Source organism: Enterococcus devriesei (assembly GCF_001885905.1).
Classification (GTDB): Bacteria; Bacillota; Bacilli; order Lactobacillales; family Enterococcaceae; genus Enterococcus_A; species Enterococcus_A devriesei.
This window is the reverse complement of the sequence record NZ_JXKM01000002.1, coordinates 99,190-115,706: the sequence shown is the minus strand read 5'-3', so window position 1 is coordinate 115,706 and position 16,517 is coordinate 99,190. Positions and strand designations below refer to the sequence as shown.

Annotated in this window: 18 protein-coding genes and 2 riboswitches; of the genes, 3 read left to right on the top strand and 15 right to left on the bottom strand. The window is 42.1% G+C overall.

Annotated elements, in window-relative coordinates:
• Nucleotides 1–8 precede the first annotated feature (8 nt).
• The 8 genes from trxA to RV00_RS03080 form a co-directional block, all read right to left on the bottom strand.
• The gene (gene trxA, locus RV00_RS03125; RefSeq protein ID WP_071861151.1) at nucleotides 9–332 is read right to left on the bottom strand and encodes a thioredoxin TrxA; all 324 of its coding nucleotides are present in this window, start codon (nucleotides 330–332) and stop codon (nucleotides 9–11) included.
• On the bottom strand, nucleotides 329–1,297 hold the full coding sequence (locus tag RV00_RS03120; protein WP_071861150.1) for an NAD(P)/FAD-dependent oxidoreductase: 969 nt from the start codon (nucleotides 1,295–1,297) through the stop codon (nucleotides 329–331). Before RV00_RS03120 ends, trxA begins: the two co-directional genes overlap by 4 nt.
• 56 nt (nucleotides 1,298–1,353) lie before the next feature.
• Complete coding sequence (gene grdB, locus RV00_RS03110) at nucleotides 1,354–2,655, bottom strand: glycine reductase complex selenoprotein B (protein WP_084133220.1); 1,302 nt, start codon at nucleotides 2,653–2,655, stop codon at nucleotides 1,354–1,356.
• A gap of 93 nt (nucleotides 2,656–2,748) precedes the next feature.
• Nucleotides 2,749–3,222: a glycine/sarcosine/betaine reductase complex selenoprotein A gene (grdA, locus tag RV00_RS03105; RefSeq protein WP_084133219.1), complete on the bottom strand. Its 474-nt coding sequence runs from the start codon at nucleotides 3,220–3,222 to the stop codon at nucleotides 2,749–2,751.
• Between the two features lie 25 nt (nucleotides 3,223–3,247).
• A complete protein-coding gene (locus tag RV00_RS03095; RefSeq protein WP_071861146.1) occupies nucleotides 3,248–4,534 on the bottom strand; it encodes a glycine/sarcosine/betaine reductase component B subunit in 1,287 nt (428 codons plus the stop codon).
• 19 nt (nucleotides 4,535–4,553) lie between these two features.
• Nucleotides 4,554–4,958: a GrdX family protein gene (locus tag RV00_RS03090; protein ID WP_071861145.1), complete on the bottom strand. Its 405-nt coding sequence runs from the start codon at nucleotides 4,956–4,958 to the stop codon at nucleotides 4,554–4,556.
• 113 nt (nucleotides 4,959–5,071) lie between these two features.
• Nucleotides 5,072–5,141, bottom strand: a riboswitch (glycine riboswitch).
• Between the two features lie 3 nt (nucleotides 5,142–5,144).
• Nucleotides 5,145–5,246: riboswitch (glycine riboswitch) on the bottom strand.
• Nucleotides 5,247–5,504: 258 nt separating this feature from the next.
• Entirely contained in the window at nucleotides 5,505–5,888 is a 384-nt protein-coding gene (locus tag RV00_RS03085; protein WP_071861144.1) for a hypothetical protein, read from the bottom strand.
• Between the two features lie 210 nt (nucleotides 5,889–6,098).
• A complete protein-coding gene (locus tag RV00_RS03080) occupies nucleotides 6,099–6,509 on the bottom strand; it encodes a MarR family winged helix-turn-helix transcriptional regulator (protein ID WP_071861143.1) in 411 nt (136 codons plus the stop codon).
• A gap of 153 nt (nucleotides 6,510–6,662) precedes the next feature.
• Here RV00_RS03080 and RV00_RS03075 point away from each other — a divergent pair, with 153 nt between their 5' ends.
• The gene (locus RV00_RS03075; protein WP_071861142.1) at nucleotides 6,663–7,364 is read left to right on the top strand and encodes an SDR family NAD(P)-dependent oxidoreductase; all 702 of its coding nucleotides are present in this window, start codon (nucleotides 6,663–6,665) and stop codon (nucleotides 7,362–7,364) included.
• Between the two features lie 127 nt (nucleotides 7,365–7,491).
• A complete protein-coding gene (locus RV00_RS03070; protein WP_071861141.1) occupies nucleotides 7,492–8,169 on the top strand; it encodes a DUF1003 domain-containing protein in 678 nt (225 codons plus the stop codon).
• A gap of 59 nt (nucleotides 8,170–8,228) precedes the next feature.
• Here RV00_RS03070 and RV00_RS03065 read toward each other — a convergent pair whose 3' ends face one another.
• The 3 genes from RV00_RS03065 to RV00_RS03055 all read right to left on the bottom strand — a co-directional run bounded on the left by RV00_RS03065 (nucleotide 8,229) and on the right by RV00_RS03055 (nucleotide 10,247).
• Nucleotides 8,229–8,750 (bottom strand): PadR family transcriptional regulator, encoded by a 522-nt coding sequence (locus tag RV00_RS03065; protein WP_071861140.1) that lies wholly within the window; start codon nucleotides 8,748–8,750, stop codon nucleotides 8,229–8,231.
• Nucleotides 8,747–9,586, bottom strand: a complete 840-nt coding sequence (locus RV00_RS03060; RefSeq protein ID WP_071861139.1) for a sialate O-acetylesterase — start codon at nucleotides 9,584–9,586, stop codon at nucleotides 8,747–8,749. The genes RV00_RS03065 and RV00_RS03060 overlap by 4 nt, the downstream gene beginning before the upstream one ends.
• A gap of 196 nt (nucleotides 9,587–9,782) precedes the next feature.
• The gene (locus RV00_RS03055) at nucleotides 9,783–10,247 is read right to left on the bottom strand and encodes a PTS sugar transporter subunit IIA (protein ID WP_071861138.1); all 465 of its coding nucleotides are present in this window, start codon (nucleotides 10,245–10,247) and stop codon (nucleotides 9,783–9,785) included.
• Between the two features lie 130 nt (nucleotides 10,248–10,377).
• On the opposite strand from RV00_RS03055, the gene RV00_RS03050 reads away from it, so the two are divergent.
• Nucleotides 10,378–11,112, top strand: coding sequence for a MurR/RpiR family transcriptional regulator (locus tag RV00_RS03050; RefSeq protein ID WP_071861137.1), 735 nt, complete (start codon nucleotides 10,378–10,380; stop codon nucleotides 11,110–11,112).
• Here RV00_RS03050 and RV00_RS03045 read toward each other — a convergent pair.
• From RV00_RS03045 to RV00_RS03030, 4 genes are all read right to left on the bottom strand, one after another.
• The gene (locus tag RV00_RS03045; protein WP_084133218.1) at nucleotides 11,100–12,482 is read right to left on the bottom strand and encodes a gluconokinase; all 1,383 of its coding nucleotides are present in this window, start codon (nucleotides 12,480–12,482) and stop codon (nucleotides 11,100–11,102) included. The genes RV00_RS03050 and RV00_RS03045 overlap by 13 nt on opposite strands.
• Entirely contained in the window at nucleotides 12,479–13,378 is a 900-nt protein-coding gene (gene gnd, locus RV00_RS03040) for a phosphogluconate dehydrogenase (NAD(+)-dependent, decarboxylating) (protein ID WP_071861135.1), read from the bottom strand. The genes RV00_RS03045 and gnd overlap by 4 nt, the downstream gene beginning before the upstream one ends.
• A 77-nt stretch (nucleotides 13,379–13,455) precedes the next feature.
• Nucleotides 13,456–14,787: a 6-phospho-alpha-glucosidase gene (locus RV00_RS03035; protein ID WP_071861134.1), complete on the bottom strand. Its 1,332-nt coding sequence runs from the start codon at nucleotides 14,785–14,787 to the stop codon at nucleotides 13,456–13,458.
• A 2-nt stretch (nucleotides 14,788–14,789) separates the two neighbouring features.
• Nucleotides 14,790–16,403 carry a PTS transporter subunit EIIC gene (locus RV00_RS03030; protein ID WP_071861133.1) on the bottom strand — a complete coding sequence of 538 codons (1,614 nt, stop codon included), beginning with the start codon at nucleotides 16,401–16,403 and terminating at the stop codon, nucleotides 14,790–14,792.
• Nucleotides 16,404–16,517: the final 114 nt, after the last annotated feature.

Genomic DNA, 16,517 nt, shown 5'->3' with positions numbered 1-16,517 from the left:
ATCCCGCCTTAAACATATTTCTGGATCATTTCTTCGATAGCTTCTTTAGTACAATCATCTTTTGCTACCTCGTCAATTTTTTCACCATTCTGATAAATTGAAATCACCGGAAGCCCTAAAATTTTATGTTGGATACAGAAACGCCGAACTTTTTTCTGTGACGTATTAAACTTCGTGAAACGGATTTGATCGCCGTATTGTTCATATAATTCTTCGACAGCCGGCATCAAAGCTAGACAATTCTCACAAGTCTCTCCCCACCAGTCAACCAACACTGGAATGTCTTGTTCTAATACTTCTGCTCCAAAATTATCAACAGTTAATTCGATCATCTTGCTGGTACCTCCCTTTTGATTTTCTCAACGTATTTCTGGGCTGAGAAGGCGGCGATCGCCCCATCTCCCGTAGCTGTGACCACTTGCCGCAATACTTTCGGCCGCATATCACCCGCCGCAAAAACGCCCTCGACTTGTGTCGCCATCGCTTCGTCAGTGATCATATAGCCGTATTCATTCAATGGAATTTTCCCTTCATAAAGCTTAGTGCTTGGGACATTCCCAATAAAGACAAAGATGCCAAACAAACCATCTTCTTCATCGGCTTCGAAACGTGTCAGTTGATCCGTTTTCGTATTGCGAATCGTCATAGCTTCCACCATGCCGTCCCCTTCGATATGCTCCACAACCGAATCAAAAATATAATCGATCTTGTCATTGGCTCTGACTTGTTCGATCGCGATCGCATCCGCAGTCAATTCACTTAAATTTTGAATAATCGTGACTTTACGGGCAAAGGTAGTAATAAACATCGCTTCTTCCACCGCGGAATTCCCACCACCGATCACGAAGACTTCCATGTCCTCGAAAAAGGCGCCATCACAAGTCGCACAATAAGAAACCCCTTTTCCTGCTAGTTCCTGTTCGCCTTCACAGCCGATTGCTCTAGGAAAAGCTCCGTTGGCGCAAATCACCGCGTGAGATTCGTAAACGCTACCATCTTTACAAGTAATTTTTTTGACTTGGCCTGCTAGCTCTAACTCAGTAACTTCTTTACGCAGCTGAATTTCCGCTCCGAATTGCTCAGCTTGCTCTGCCATCCGTTTGATTAGTTCAGGTCCTGACGTTTCTTCTTCTGTCGTTTTGATCGATCCTGGAAAATTGGCGATTTCGTGGGTGGAAACGATCTGCCCTCCTAGCTTCGTTTTCTCTAAAAGCAGCACTTTCAAACGGGCTCTGGCATTGTAAATAGCAGCCGTCAAGCCGGCCGGTCCGCCACCAATAATGATCACATCGTACATTGCTTTGCTCCTTTCCTCAATGAACCGCCTGAGTGAAACCACTCAGGCAGTCCGCTTTATTCAAATACAGTTTGCTCATCCACCGCGGTCGTCATAGCCGTTAGGGCTTTTTCAACGATTCCCCGCCGAAGTTTTTGTTCTTCGGCCAAGCTCAGACTTGGATTTCCTAATGGATGAGGAATCGCGACCGCGGGAACGATCCGATTCGCGCCGACTGTTTGTGAGATTGGAACTACTGTACAAATATGAACCACAGGCAGACCTGTTTTTTCAATTTCTTTCACCATCGTTGCACCGCAACGTGTACAGGTTCCTCAGGTGGAAGTCAAAATAACCGCTTCAACACCATCTGCTAATAATTTTTGCGCGATCTCAGCTGCATATTTCTTCGCGTTGGCAACAGCCGTCCCATTGCCGACCGTTGTATAGAAATAATTGTGTAGGCTGCCGATTACGCCTTCTTTTTCCATTGCTCTAACAATATCTAATGGCAATACACGGTTTGGATCTTGGTTGGCATAAACAGGGTCATACCCGCCGTGAGCCGTTTCGTAAGAATCTGCTGTCAATGTATCAACATTTTCGATGGAATACATGCCATACTTCGACGCGCTACTAGATTCAATTCGATCTGGATTGCCTTTGGGAACAATTCCACCAGACGTCACCAACGCGATCTTCGTTTTGGTTAGATCCTTGATCGCCGCGGCTGGTGCCACATTATCAAACTCAGGCATCGGAAATTCAGTCGCGAATTCCTCGTTTTTCACCTTACGAATCAGCATCTCAACTGCTCGTTCTGAGCCACGTTTTTCATCCTGAAAATTTTTGCGATAACGAACAAAGTAATTGTCCGCGACTGGTGAAACGGCTTCGCCTTTCAACAATTTCAACGTAAGACGCGCCATTACCGGCACCGCTTTACGCATACCGGCCGCACTATTTCTTGTCGGTGTGATATAGGCTGCCTTCTTGTACATTTCAACGCCGGGATTCTCTTCATACATCCCCGTTACCGCTGGAATATCAAGCTCCGTCATTACCGCCTGCGCGACTTCCCCACAGGCGATGCCATATCTGCCGGCATTAAAGGCTGGTCCCGCCACTACGATATCTGGTTCAAATTGTTTGATGCGTTCCAGTACATCTTTTTTGGCACTATCCAAGTTCTCGTTAAAGAAACTGTCGCCGCACACAACGGTGCCGACGATCTCCGCCTCTTCGCCAAATGAATTCATAAAAGCAAGACCTGGTCCTACTACTTCGGCCTTTGAGAATGGTTGGATGTCCGCCTTTTCTTCACCACCAATCCCAGCATAAAACTGGTTGATGTAGTGAACAACTTTAAATTTAGTCATAAGACGCTCCTTTACTGGTTGATGTCTAGCTTCACAAACGAGCTCTTCAGCCTATTGATCGAAGGCTGAAAAAAGTTTGTTCCGCTGTTTTAATTAATATTTGGCGTATTGATTCCTCATTTCCGAAACTTCTTCAATGATGTCATCAACATCTAAAACCATTTCCATCATGCCAATTTGCTCTTCAAAAACATCTGGGTCGACAATTTCTTTAAATTCTGGCTCTACTGCGTGGTATACAGCTAATCCTAGCTGTTTATTGGTCAATGGACCGGCATACGTAGGGTCTCCGTTCGTCACAGTTTCGGCAGCTAACCCTGCTGCTTCTCCTTCAGCCGCGCCAATCAGAACGACTACGTTCTCTGGGCCGAAGTTTTCCGCTGCTTCATTTACTCTACGTTGATTTTCCAAGTCCATTGCACCAGCGGCCGTTCAGACGAAACATTCTGTGGATGAGAATATTACTTCTGACCCGGTTCCCTCGATACAAGCTTCGATTGCTTGTCCGGGAATCCCGTCACGGTCGCCGATCACTAAGACTTTTTTATTTTTTAAATCTAAAGTCATTAGTATTTCCTCCCTATTTATCTTATTAAACGCCTTTAGCAGACATTTTGTTAAACCCTAATTCATTCGTCGCACCGGTAATTGCCTGGATTTCAACTTCAATCGTGCCATCTTCCTTCAAGCTGCCATCAAAGCCGCCTGCGATAACATCGACATAATCTAATTGTCCGATTAAGCGATCCATTTTCGGTAACTGGATCGTTTCATTTGCGTTCCCGCCAGTCACTACGGCCGTTGCCAATTTATCGGCATCCGCTAAGGACTGACTAGCACCATCTCTACCTGCGTACTCATCTGTTACAATGACTGTCTTAATGCCTTTTTCTTCGACCTTTTTACAATTCATGATCAAGTCTGTATCCGGATTGCCAAACCCTTCCTGAGAAATGATCACACCATCTAACCCTAAATATTCACTTAGCTTCGCAACGAAATCACTAGAACGATGTTTATCCTTTAGATAGACCGTCTCATTGGTTACGATCACCCCTAAGAAATTGATTTCTTTGCCGTGCTGCTGATACAAATCCGCGATCACTGGATTATTCAAGTGATGATACGTGGTATTTTTATCACAGGCCGACACGCAGTTGCCGCTGATAATCGCGCCATCCATTACCTCTGTCGGATAAAGGATCGTTGGCACGATGTGTTTCGCGTCCGTTCCATAGACATACGTATCATGGAGCAGTCCTTGCGTCTGCAACATATAAACGTAACCAACCTTCGGCAGCTCCGGATATTGTTGGATCTGTTCTAATAACGGCAGTGTTTCAAATGTTTCAAGTTGGTCAGGCTCAATTTTTTCACCTAGCTTCCCAAGATAATCCGCCGTTTTTAATCCAGCAAAACGCGCGGCCTCTTCATACTGGTGGGGATCAAGCCCTGCTTGCGGTTTCAAGACTAAACAAATTTCGATTAGTTGTGAAAAAGGCGTGAGCTCCGCACCCGGTCCTTGCATATCGACGATTCCTTCTTGGAAACCGACGATTTTTCCCACCGTCATAACCGCGCAGCCTTTTAAGACATGGGTTCGGCCACTGCCTACGACATCAACTTTGTTGATGACTCCTGGGAAAATACCCGTAGCAGAATCTACTTTACATCTTGGTTCAATCACATCTTTAACCGGTGTGATTCGAAGACTGTCGCCGGGTTTGGCAATCTCAATCTCACAGTCGGATAATCGATCATCCTCTAAAACGATTGCTTTGATTTTGGCAGGATTGATTGATAATCGACCCTGCTCAATTTTTTCATCTTCACTAAAAACCACATCTTTGATTTCAATGTTGCCAATCTCGAGTTTCATTGACTCACCTCAGTTCTATTTAATAGCAAGTAGTCGAACACGTGTCACCTCCTATCCTGTCCAACGTACTTTGGGCGATATAAAACTCCACGAAAGCAAAATCTTGCAACACCCCTAAGGACCAGTTAGGTCGCTGCTTGTTTTTTATAAATTTCTCGTAGACGGTTATCGCTGATTCCATATATTCTAAACTCTCCAGATCGATGGACTGAGAGTTGGTCTCTGTTAAAAAAATCGTTTTATAATAGGTCTCATTAGGCTTGATACTCCCGCTTAATGGATGGGATAACAAATACAGCCGTTCATCAATCACTCGCCGCTTGACATAGCTCAAAACATCACCGTAAGAGCCTTCCACGAAATCAACGGCTTTTTTCTGATTGATCTGTTCTTTGACCATTGGATTATTCGTCACGATAATCATTGGTTCCCTCCTTATTGTTCAATTATTCACATATATTTTGCGACTGATTTTGTAAAAAATTATTTAAGTCCCATCGCATAAAAAAGAGGACAACAACACCTTGTGCCGTTGTCCTCTGTCACTAGCCTGAGAGATTCCCCTTTTTCAAAGGTTGCTCCTTCGGCGCATTTCTGCTCTCCAGAGTTGCTTCCGCTTGCGGTCCCTTTACCTGAGATGTTCACTATGAAACCAGCATGTTCATAGCTTATACCTTCGGTGGCAATGATTGCTCTCTCCCGCAAGTTTCTAAATTTTGTAAACGCTTTCTATGATTAAATGTAACAATTCTGTTGGAGAAAAGCAACCCAACTTTTGATCTATTTAATAAAAACAACTGTAATTATTCAAATGGTCTTATTAACTAAAAGAAAGTCCCTTGTTCACAAATGGGATTACCCATAAAATAACTATTTTATGAAAATAATAGAAATCTCCACAACAAATAACCCATCTCTTTTACCTGGAGATAAACGGTTGAATGTTGCTTGATTCACTTCTATCCAGCGGTCATGAATCAGTCAAACCGATCAAAGTTTCTGGTTGAAAAATGGAACGAAATTTTGAGATCAGCTTGGTTAAATATATTTTTATCGGAAACAAGCGGGCTAGCACCGTCTGCCATTCTTTTGCAGAAAAATAGGACTCAAAATGGCAATAATAATGGCGCAGCACCCGTGTAGCTGTTGTCTTTAAAAAAAGTTGACGAACCAATGGGCGTAAAAATTGAGAGAAATCTTCGTTTCCCAGCGCATCACGAATTTGAAGGGCAATCAATAGGTTAAGCAATGTCTTCGTATCTTGGGTCTCTCCATAATAATCAGTCAAACGTTTTTCTAACGTTTGGCGCTTTAACTTAAATAATTGCTGGGCTGAAAAGGGCTGGACTACCATGTTTGCTCCTCCTTCTTAGTAAAGCTGACACTTGCACTATAAATGAGTAAAAATCGGCTTGTCAATCGGACTTTGAGCTTCTTTTAGCGCTTCACAAACAGTCAATAGGAGCTTGACCTTGCTTCTAATGATTTTTAATCCATTTTTTCTTATTTTAGTCATTGAATATAAACAAAAAAATCTGGTGAGCGAATGGCCACCAGATCGAGTTTATTGAATTTTCTTCAATAGTTTTTTTAGTAATAGTTGTTCCTCCGCTTCAAGCTCCTGCGTCAGCTGCGCTTCAAGATCTTGAAAAATCAGGCGAATTTGCTTGATGGATTCCTCGCCCTTTTCGGTCAAAAATAAATTTTTCTGACGCTCATTGTTTTTAGGAATCTCACGGTAGATGTAGTCCTTTTTTTCCAACGTTTTCAAAATGTTCGTTATGGTAGCATCTTGCTTGCCTAAATAATTAGCAATTTTTTTTTGGATTACACCGGGATAACGCGAAATATAATTTAGCGCACGAGCTTGGTGAGATGTCAGACCGATTTTTTTCAAACGAGTCTCGATGAATTCTTGCTGAACCAAGTTAGCTTGATAAATATTTTCGGAGAGATTGTCTTCATTTGTTTTCACTGGTTCCACCCCTTTGTCATTATATTAGCATAAAAAAAATAAAAATACTTTTAAAAACAACTATTTTATTGACAAATAAAAAAATCAGGCGTATGCTCCAATCAAAGTTGTAAATACAAGTTTTTATTTTAATTAAGAAAGTTGGAATGAATCATGAAAGAACGAATCGTGTTAATTACCGGCGGCAGTACCGGTTTAGGCTATACCGCTGCTAGTCGTTTGAAAAAAATGGGATATCATGTCTACATCACCTCTCGCCAAGCAACAAAAGCAGCCGCAGCGGCAAAGGAATTAGCTGTTTCCTACGTTGCCTTGGATGTCACCGATGAAACCTCAATCGAGCAGGCTGCCGAAACGATCAAAAAACAGGAAGGCCGGATCGACATTCTAATCAATAATGCCGGTATTCCAGGCGGTTATGGCCAGCCAGCAGAGATCGACGCGGCGATCATGCGCAACGTTTATGACACAAATGTTTTCGGCTTGGTCTCCGTGACTCATGCTTTTCTACCGCTGTTAGAACAGTCAGAATTCCCAGTAATCGTCAACGTCAGCAGTGGCCTTGGTTCATTCGGTCAAGTGTTGAACCCAGATAAGATCGAATCAAAAGTCAATGCTTTGGCCTACAGCTCATCAAAAGCCGCGGTTTCGATGCTGACTGTTCAATATGCGAAAAGTCTGCCAAATATGAAGATCAATGCGGTTGATCCCGGACCAACCAAGACCGGAGAAAATTTCAGCAACGGTATGCAAACAGTGGAGCAAGGCTCCGATGCCATCGTCAAATTAGCGACGATTGATGAAAACGGACCAACTGGTGGCTTCTTCAACCGCGATGGCGTCATTCCCTGGTAAGCATTTTTTCAGGCGATAGCTTAGGCTGTCGTCTTTTTTTATTAGACTGCAGATAGATAATCAAAGACAAGTTTTAGGAAAATGATCGATCACCGTGCTATCATTAAAAGAAAAACGGGTGATTCCTATGACAGATAAGCAAAACAAGCAACACTTTACACTTTCAGAACTAGATGAAAATTTACGAGATTTCATCTTAACGACAGATAAAGAGTTGACGGCGGCAGACACAATTTCCTATAACCGTTTATTGAATTTTCGATTTCAATACCTTAATCAGCAGATTCAAAAAGAAATATCGACATCAAAGCAATTTGATCACGAGTTGAAGCATAAAATCCGTAATGAGCAAGTTCAAATCAAAAATGTCAATGATGCGTTAAAAACCAAAGAAACCTTTGGTCAAAAAGTCGCCGATGGCATCGCAAAGTTTGGCGGCAGTTGGACCTTTATCATTATCTTTTTGTTAACACTTTTTGCTTGGATCGTCTTGAATACATTGCCGCTATTTTTCGATCCATTTGACAAATATCCTTTTATTTTATTGAATCTGGCCCTCTCCTGCTTAGCCGCAATCCAAGCACCGATCATTTTAATGAGCCAAAATCGCCAAGCCGATCGGGACCGGGTAGAAGCGGATAATGATTATGAAGTCAATGTCAAATCTGAAGTTGAGATCCACTTGCTCCACGAAAAAATCGACTATTTAATGGCGACTAAATGGCAACACTTAGTCGAGTTGCAACAAGTCCAAATCGAACTGCTACAAGAACTGATAGAACAAAAAAAGACTGAAGATGAATAAGAAAAACTAAAAGCCGATGCGGAAAAGTCGCTAGAATCCTAGTGACTTTTCCGCATCGGTTATTTGTATTCGGCTAATTGCTCTTGAAACCACGCCAAATTAACTTGGTGATGCTGCCTAGAATTCTCCATCATTTTGAGAAAATTAGGTCGCAGTTGCTCTGCGGGATTTGCCAGCGCGGCTTCAATCAAACGTATTTTTTCTTGTGTCTGGGCTATCTGTCCTTCTAACAGCTGGACCATTTGTTCTGGCGCCACTTGATCCTCAAATAATAACGGCGTATAAAATGGGAAAGTGATAGGCTCATTTTTTTCACCATAACGAAGAAATAGGCGCTTAAATTCTTTTTCCCCGGTGGCAGTCAACGTATAACGATTTTTTTCTTTTCCCTCTTTCTGAGGCTCCGAGAAAACACGCTCGATCAGTCCTTTAGCTTCAAGCTGTTGGATATTATAGTAAAATGACCCCTTGGTAAACCGAACAAAATACTTAAAATAATTGGCTTCCATCTTCGCTAATAATTCGTAGCCATAAGAAGCTGGCTGCTCCTTCAACAGACCTAAAATAAGTAATGGAATCATTGAACTGCTCCAAAGCGTTCCATAAATTGCTGAAAATCGATCTTTCCTAATGCAAAATCACGGCTCAACAAATAAATCTTTTCATTTTTCGTCGTTTCCCGCCCATAAATCTCAGCCAAACGTTCATCTTCATCGGACAAAGGACTAAGCACATTGTTCTGATTAGCAAAAGCTTCATAATAACGAAGGCCGAATTGTCGTTGTGACTTTGCGTTAATGTGGATGCCATCCGGATTCGCTGTCAGCTTCTCAGCGCTGACTAGATAACAATGGTCCAGCTTAGCCACCACTTTAGCCATCTCTTGATTAATTTCCTTAAATTCCGTTGCACTTAGACCAAAACCTTGCTTCCCAAGAAAATCAGGCAGCTGGCCAACAATGATTGGCAACTCAGGCAAAGCCAGCTCCTTGCGAAAGTGTTCAAAAACCCGTGTTAGTTTTTCTTCGTAGGCTTTGTAGCGCCCATTTAAACTATCATTTTCCCCTTGATGCCACAAAATTCCAATCAATTCACTGGATTCCATCGCAAACTTGGCTTCTGTCAGTGCATGACGGGTCAATGGTTGATCAGCTCCCCATTCATCGATGGAACTCCCACCTTCCGCACAAGGAATCAAGCCAATTTTTTCTGTGGGGTGCTTTTGAGTCCACGCACTGGCAAAAGATGCCGCCGGTCCCACTCCAGCCACTTCACGATCAAAATGAATCGGTTCGGCCATCATTTGCCACCGTCCATTACGCAACATCTCGATCCTTTCGTTATAAATCGGCGGAACATCGGTTAAATAGCCGCGGCCCGCCATATTAGATTGACCAATCAGTAAGATTGATTTCATAATTTTCCACCTCAATTTCAATTATTTTTCCATCTTAGTCTAATTAGACTATGAAGTCAAATTTTAGAATCTTGCTTATTTTTTAAATTGTTGATTTTCAGACGCATACGATCGGACTAAACAGGTTGATCGATTACCATAAAAAGTCCGACTCGCAAAAACAGCCTTTCGTTTTGAAAGGCTGTTTCTCAAAGATTTATTTTAAAATGGCCGCGACTTCGCCGCTTTGTTTTTCGCCAGTTTGAACGATTACCTGCTTGTCCTTCAATTCTGGTAAAACAATAATGATGACATTGTCTTTTCCTTTTTCTGCAAGGACGGCTAAATCAACCTGGACTAAAGGATCACCAATTTTGATCTTTTGTCCTTCTATTAGATTAGACTGAAACCCTTCACCATTTAGTTCAACGGTATCAATACCAATATGAAGTAGCATTTCTTGTCCATCATCGGTTTCAAGAGCTACCGCATGTAACGTAGGAAAGATGGATTTTACCCGACCATTGATAGGTGAGTTGATTTGTCCGGCTGTTGGTTTGACCGCGAAACCGTCCCCCATCATCTTCTGACTAAAGACAGGATCATTAACCTCTGTTATTTCAATAACATTTCCAGAGACGGGCGCATGAAGTTCAACTTTTTTATTAAATAGACCAAACATATTCTTTCTCCTTTCTATTTGTGCAAGATGAGTTACATTTTACTTAGTGAAAAGGGAGAACCTTTCTTTAACCATTCTTAGTGTATAATACATAGGAAAGGGCTTTATTATTTTTATATGAGGTGTACAAATGGATTTAGAATTAGTAACTAAGGGAAAACAAATCTCTGATAATGATCAGACGATCTTAACTTATTTAGTCACACATATTAATGAACTGGAAGGTGTTTCTTTAAGAAAAATTGCCGGAACACTCTATACGTCTCCAGCAACCATCGTGCGATTGGCACAAAAATTAGATTTTTCTGGTTATTTAGAGTTGTTTTATTTCCTCAAAAATCAATACCAGCCGCAAAATCAATTGGTAGAAGCCACGGTGGATATTTCGATTCCTACAGAAAAAATAGCGCCGTCTATCCATACTATGAAAAATATCTATCAAGACAATCAGGAAAAATTTATCACGATTTACGCTACTGGTTTTTCCAGTATCATCGCTGAATACCTTTACAAAAAATTATTGGTGAATGGGATCAAAACCCTCTTTGTAAATGCTGCTGATTCAGCTGGCATCATTAATAATAACGCTGATAATATCAGTATGTTGATCGTCATTTCAAAATCCGGCGAAACTCAAAAGGTGATTGAAAAGATGCAGTTTTCTAAAGAACGCCAAATTCCAACTATCTTGTTCACCGGCAACAGCCAATCGCGAGCGACTGAAGCCGCCAGCATTATTTTTGAAGTCACCGATGAACGTCCGGTCGATAGTCAAAATGTTACTTATAATAGCTTTTTTGGGAAACTATTACTGCTAATGGAGTATATTGTTCAAGAATTTACGCAAAAAACTCAATCAAAATAATGCTCCGCTAAATGTTGGTACGCTGCTTGTTGCAGGGAATCAGGGAAAAAGACTTGCTGCTGTTCTTTCTTCACTAGTTCCGGTTGTTCCAACAAATAATACAAGCCAAAGATCGGCTCATTTTCTGGCGCATAATAACAAACGGTGCCAAAAACAGTTGCCGCTAGTTGAGCCAACGCCGGTGTTTGGAAAAATCCGCCGCTGACTGACAAGTCTTCATTTTTAGCGACTAATTGGACTAAGCGGCGAATGTTTAGAAGTACGCCTTCAATCACACTTCGTAAAAGGTCACTTCTGGTATGTTGCAAGGTCAAATCATAAAAGCCGCCTTTGATCTCGTTGTCCCAATAAGGTGCTCGTTCCCCATTCAGATAAGGCCAAAAGCGCAGACCATTGCTTCCTATTTTGGTTTCCATCAACAAGTTGGGGACTGACGCATAAAAATCAAGTGGATCTACGGCCAGTTGCTGAGCTGCCCAAGCAAGGATAATCCCACCATTATTTGAAGGTGCTCCACTAACCTTCAGCTCGCCGTTTAAGTAATAACAGAAATTTTGCTTGTCGGCGTCTAACTGATTGTCCGTAGTAATTTGTCGAACAGCTCCACTCGTACCGATAGTCAAGCTGGCTCTGCGCCCGGTGGCATAATAACTAGCATAGGCCGCTAACGTTCCATCACTCGCCCCAATGACCACCTGTAGCTCCGAAGAAAAGCCGAATAATTCTGCGACACTTGGCAGTAGCGCAAAAGTCTGATTCGTGTCTACCAAACGGGCTAATTGCTCTTCATGCATCCCCAAATAAGTCAAAATTTCATGACTCCATTGTTTTTTCCTTAAATCAAACAGTCCGGTAGCGGAAGCCGTGCTATAGTCGAGCACGGTTTCACCGGTAAAGTACTTCATTAAGACTTCCTTTAAGCCAGACCAATGGAGCCCTGCCGGGTATTTTTCAGCTTGTTGAAAATACAACAATTTCGCAAAGGGCGACATGGCATGGATCGGCGTTCCCGTCAGCTGATAAAAATGCTTGGCGGTTGCTTTTTTTACTTGCTTAAATTGCTCGATTACTCCTGCTGCTTGAAGATCCGACCAAATAAAAATTTGTCCACTGTCGTCCTCCGGCATCAGACTATGCATCGCCGTACTAATACCAAGTTTCGTGATTCGCCGCCGTAATTCAAGGGGGATCGTCATGAGCCCCTCCTGTAAAACGGTAAGTATCTGGTTTGCGTCTTGGTATTTGACGATTTCATCACCAGACGTTTCTATTGGGTGGTCATTCGTATAAAGCAGCTGATTTTCTTCGATGACTCCTAATTTAATTGCGGTAGTTCCAACATCGATTCCTAAAAATACTGACAAGCTCATTCATCCTTTACAAAGGCGTGTCCGCCAAACTGATTGCGCAATAATGCGACAAGTTTCTCACTTATCTTATCACAATCCTCCGAAGCAAAGCGCGTCATAAGTGATTGAGTAATGACTGGCAGATTCACTTTTAACCGTAAGGCTTCCTCTACTGTCCATTTTCCTTCTCCTGATGAAGGAATGACTCCGGCAATCTCTGTTAGATCCAAATCTTCTTGATATAAATTTCCCATTAATTCCATCAGCCATGAACGGATGACCGATCCATGATTGAATACCTGCGCGACCTCAGCCATTTCATAATCGTACGGGCTGTGATGTAGTAAATTAAAGCCCTCAGCAATAGCTTGCATCATCCCATATTCAATTCCATTGTGAACCATCTTCAAATAATGGCCACTGCCAGCTTCACCACAGTACATATAACCTTTATCTACACAGATATCTGAAAATAACGACTGCAGCTGATCAAAGACTTGAGGTGATCCGCCAATCATCATACAAGCTCCTGCTCTTGCTCCAGCGACCCCGCCAGAAGTTCCAACATCAATAAAATCGATGCCGCGTGCTTGGCAGAAAGAATAATTCGCTACACTATCTTGATAATGTGAATTTCCGGCATCGATTACGATATCCTTTTCATGAAGCTGTTGGACAATTTGTCTTACCATATCATTGGTTAATTTTCCAGCTGGCAGCATCAGCCATACAATCTTTTGCTGAGAACCCGCTGCCAACAACTCTGTCAGGTCAGAATAAAAGGTCCCGCCCAAATCAGTTAATTTTTCCGCAAGCTTGAGGTCAACATCAAATCCGCGGACTTGATGTTGATGACTCAATAAATTTTCCGCGATTCCCATTCCCATTTTACCTAAGCCAACCATTGCAATTTCCATCTGATTCCTCCTACTGTCTTTAGAAAAAGAGATTGCAGCATCAGCTTATTTCATCCACTGTGCTGCAACCCATTTTATTAATGTAATTCCGGCCAAGCGTCGCCGTTTTCGCTAATCAAGTCGTCTAATAATTCTTTCGCCACTTGTGCGCTAGGTACCGTTTTAGATAAAGTCAATGCTTGCCACATTTTTTGATAGCTGTTTTCTACATAAGCTTCGACCACTAATTTTTCCACTGTGACTTGTTGGAACATCAACGCTTGTTGGAACGCTGGAATTTGTCCTTGTGCCAATGCTTCCGGACCGTCTGTTCCTACAATACATGGTACCTCTACCATCGCATCATCAGGAAAATTGGCAATTGCTCCGTTGTTTTCTACGATCATGACCATCCGTTCATGGGTATTAAAAGCAATTGCCCGAGCTAGATCTACGATAAAGGTCGCATGAGCGTCGATATCAAATGCGATTCCTTCTGCTGAACCATTCTCAATGATTTGACGAGCATGATCGAAAACGTGTTTTTCGCGCCCTTCCATGACTTCATTTGCCCGGGTAAACTCGGGATGATCTTTCATATGTTCAAACACATAGTCTGGGTATAAATAATATTTTAAATACGTATTCGGTAGATATTCAGGCGTTACCGCTAAAATATCTTTCGCCTTTTTATGGGTTTCTTGCCAGCTTGGATCAGTATGTTGCGTATCAACTTCGATTTGCGTTAAATAGCCATGTTCAGAGACATAATCGCGAATTTGCTCAATGTATTCATGCCCTTCACGATCCTTGACACTAGTCCACCAGCCAAAGTGATTCAAACCGAAATAGCGAACTTCCAATTCTTCCGGTTTTTTTCCAACGATTTGCGACATTCGCCGCAACGTTCCGACAGGCATATCACAAATATTCAAGACCTTTGAGTCTGGACGTAAAACACGACAAGCTTCTGCTACGATTGCTGCTGGGTTGGAATAATTCAGCATCCAGCAGTCTGGCGAGTATTTTTCCATATAATCGATAATCTCTAGCATTCCTGTGATACTGCGCATCCCATAGGCGATCCCACCAGGTCCGCAAGTTTCTTGTCCGAAGACCCCGTGACGAAGTGGAACCTTCTCGTCTTTTTCACGCATCGCATACTTGCCGACACGAATATGGGCCATACAAAAATCAACCTCACTAAAAGCTGTTTCTGGATCTGTCGTATATAGAAACTCAATATCGGGTGCTTGTTCTTTGAGTAAAATTTCTAATGCTTCACCTAGTATTCCCTGACGATCTCCATCATTGTCGTATAATTTCAATGTTTTTAAAGGAAAACGCTCCAAGTTGTCTAACATCATCATTACAATACCAGGGGTAAAGGTACTACCACCACCGGCAATTACTACTGAAAATTTCTTCATAACTATTCGTCTCCTCCACTATCTCTGCCTAAATATTTTTCTAATCGTTCTCGTACTTGGGGAACGGTCAAGCCATAGACCACATGGACATTCTCCCCATTACTAATGACACCTTTGGCTTGCGTTTGATTTTTTAATAATCCTTCGTTGACTAACGCTGGGTCGGCCAATTTCAGGCGTAAACGAGTATAACAATTATCAATTGTTTTAATATTTTCTGCTCCGCCTAAGCCTTCCACGATCGCGCCTGAAACTTGATCATCCGAAGCATTCGTTGCCATTACGCCATCTGCAGGAGCTTGAGCTTTTTTATCGTTGTATTCCTTTTTAGAATACAGCTTCGTTTCTTGATCTTCATCTTCTCTTCCGACTGTCTTAAAGTTGAATTTGACGATTAAGAATCGGAACACGAAATAATAAATAAAGAAGAAAGCGACTCCTACTAATAAATAGATCGGCCAACGAGTTTTCTCTGTTCCTAACGGGATATTGTACAGTAGGAAATCGATAAAACCATTGGGGCCAATTGCTCGTGACCCAAAAATATTTAACGCTACCATGCTGAGACCGCTTAATGCGGAATGGATCACGAATAGTGCCGGTGCCACGAACATAAACGAAAATTCGATCGGTTCTGTAACTCCCGCAACAAATGAAGTGACTACTGCTGGAATCAAGATTGCTTTAACCTTGAACTTATTCTCTGGTTTAGCGGTCTGATACATTGCCAAGCAAGCACCAATTAAACCAAACATTTTGGAGATCCCTCGCGCGTCCCAAATGACACTCTGAGATAAAACGCGGACTGCAGGATCAGCGATTTCAGCAAAGTAGATATTCCGCGCGCCTTCAAATACTTGACCACCAACCTCTGCCACACCACCAAGAGAAGTGTATAAAAACGGTGTATAAATCAAATGGTGCAAGCCAGTTGGGATCAGCAGACGCTCTAGTGAACCGTATAAGAAAATCCCGAAATTGCCGGTCTTTTGAATCACGCCGCCTAACCCATCGATCCCTTGCTGAACGACTGGCCAAACAAACGATAAAATAATTGCTGCCAATACTAATACAGGAATCAAAACAATAAAGACAAATCTTGCGCCGCCGTAAACTTGGAAGGCATTGTTAAACGTCGTATCGATAAACCGATTGTGGATCAACGCAACTACTAATCCTAAAATAATCCCGAGAAAAACACCCATGTCAAGGACTTGAACGCCTAAAACCAGTGCTTGACCAGAGCCTTGTAATTGATCCGGAGCAACTAGCATTCCTCTTAGCTCCATAAATTTATTCATTGCATATAAGAAAACTAAATAGCCTAATAATGCCGTAAACGCAGCCTCAGCTTTTTTCTTATTCGCAAGTCCTAAGGCAATTCCCACACAGAAAATCACTCCGAGGTTGGTTAAAACCGGCAACAAAGCTGCTGATAAAATGCTTCCAAAACCCATCGTGATTGGATTATCTAAAAAGCCAAACATTTCAATCAGTCGCGGGTTCGTAAAGACATTTCCAATCGCAATCAAAATCCCGGCGATCGGCAAGATCAAAACGGGAACAAACATCGCTTTTGAAAATTTTTGCATGCTATCCATGATTTTCGCTTTCATCTTTCTTCTCTCCTTCTTTTATGATGTGTTTAGTATACGGTCACGAAACAAAAAAATATATAGTTACCGCTTACAACTCAACCTGTTTCACGATTTGAAACAGGTTTCATCCAC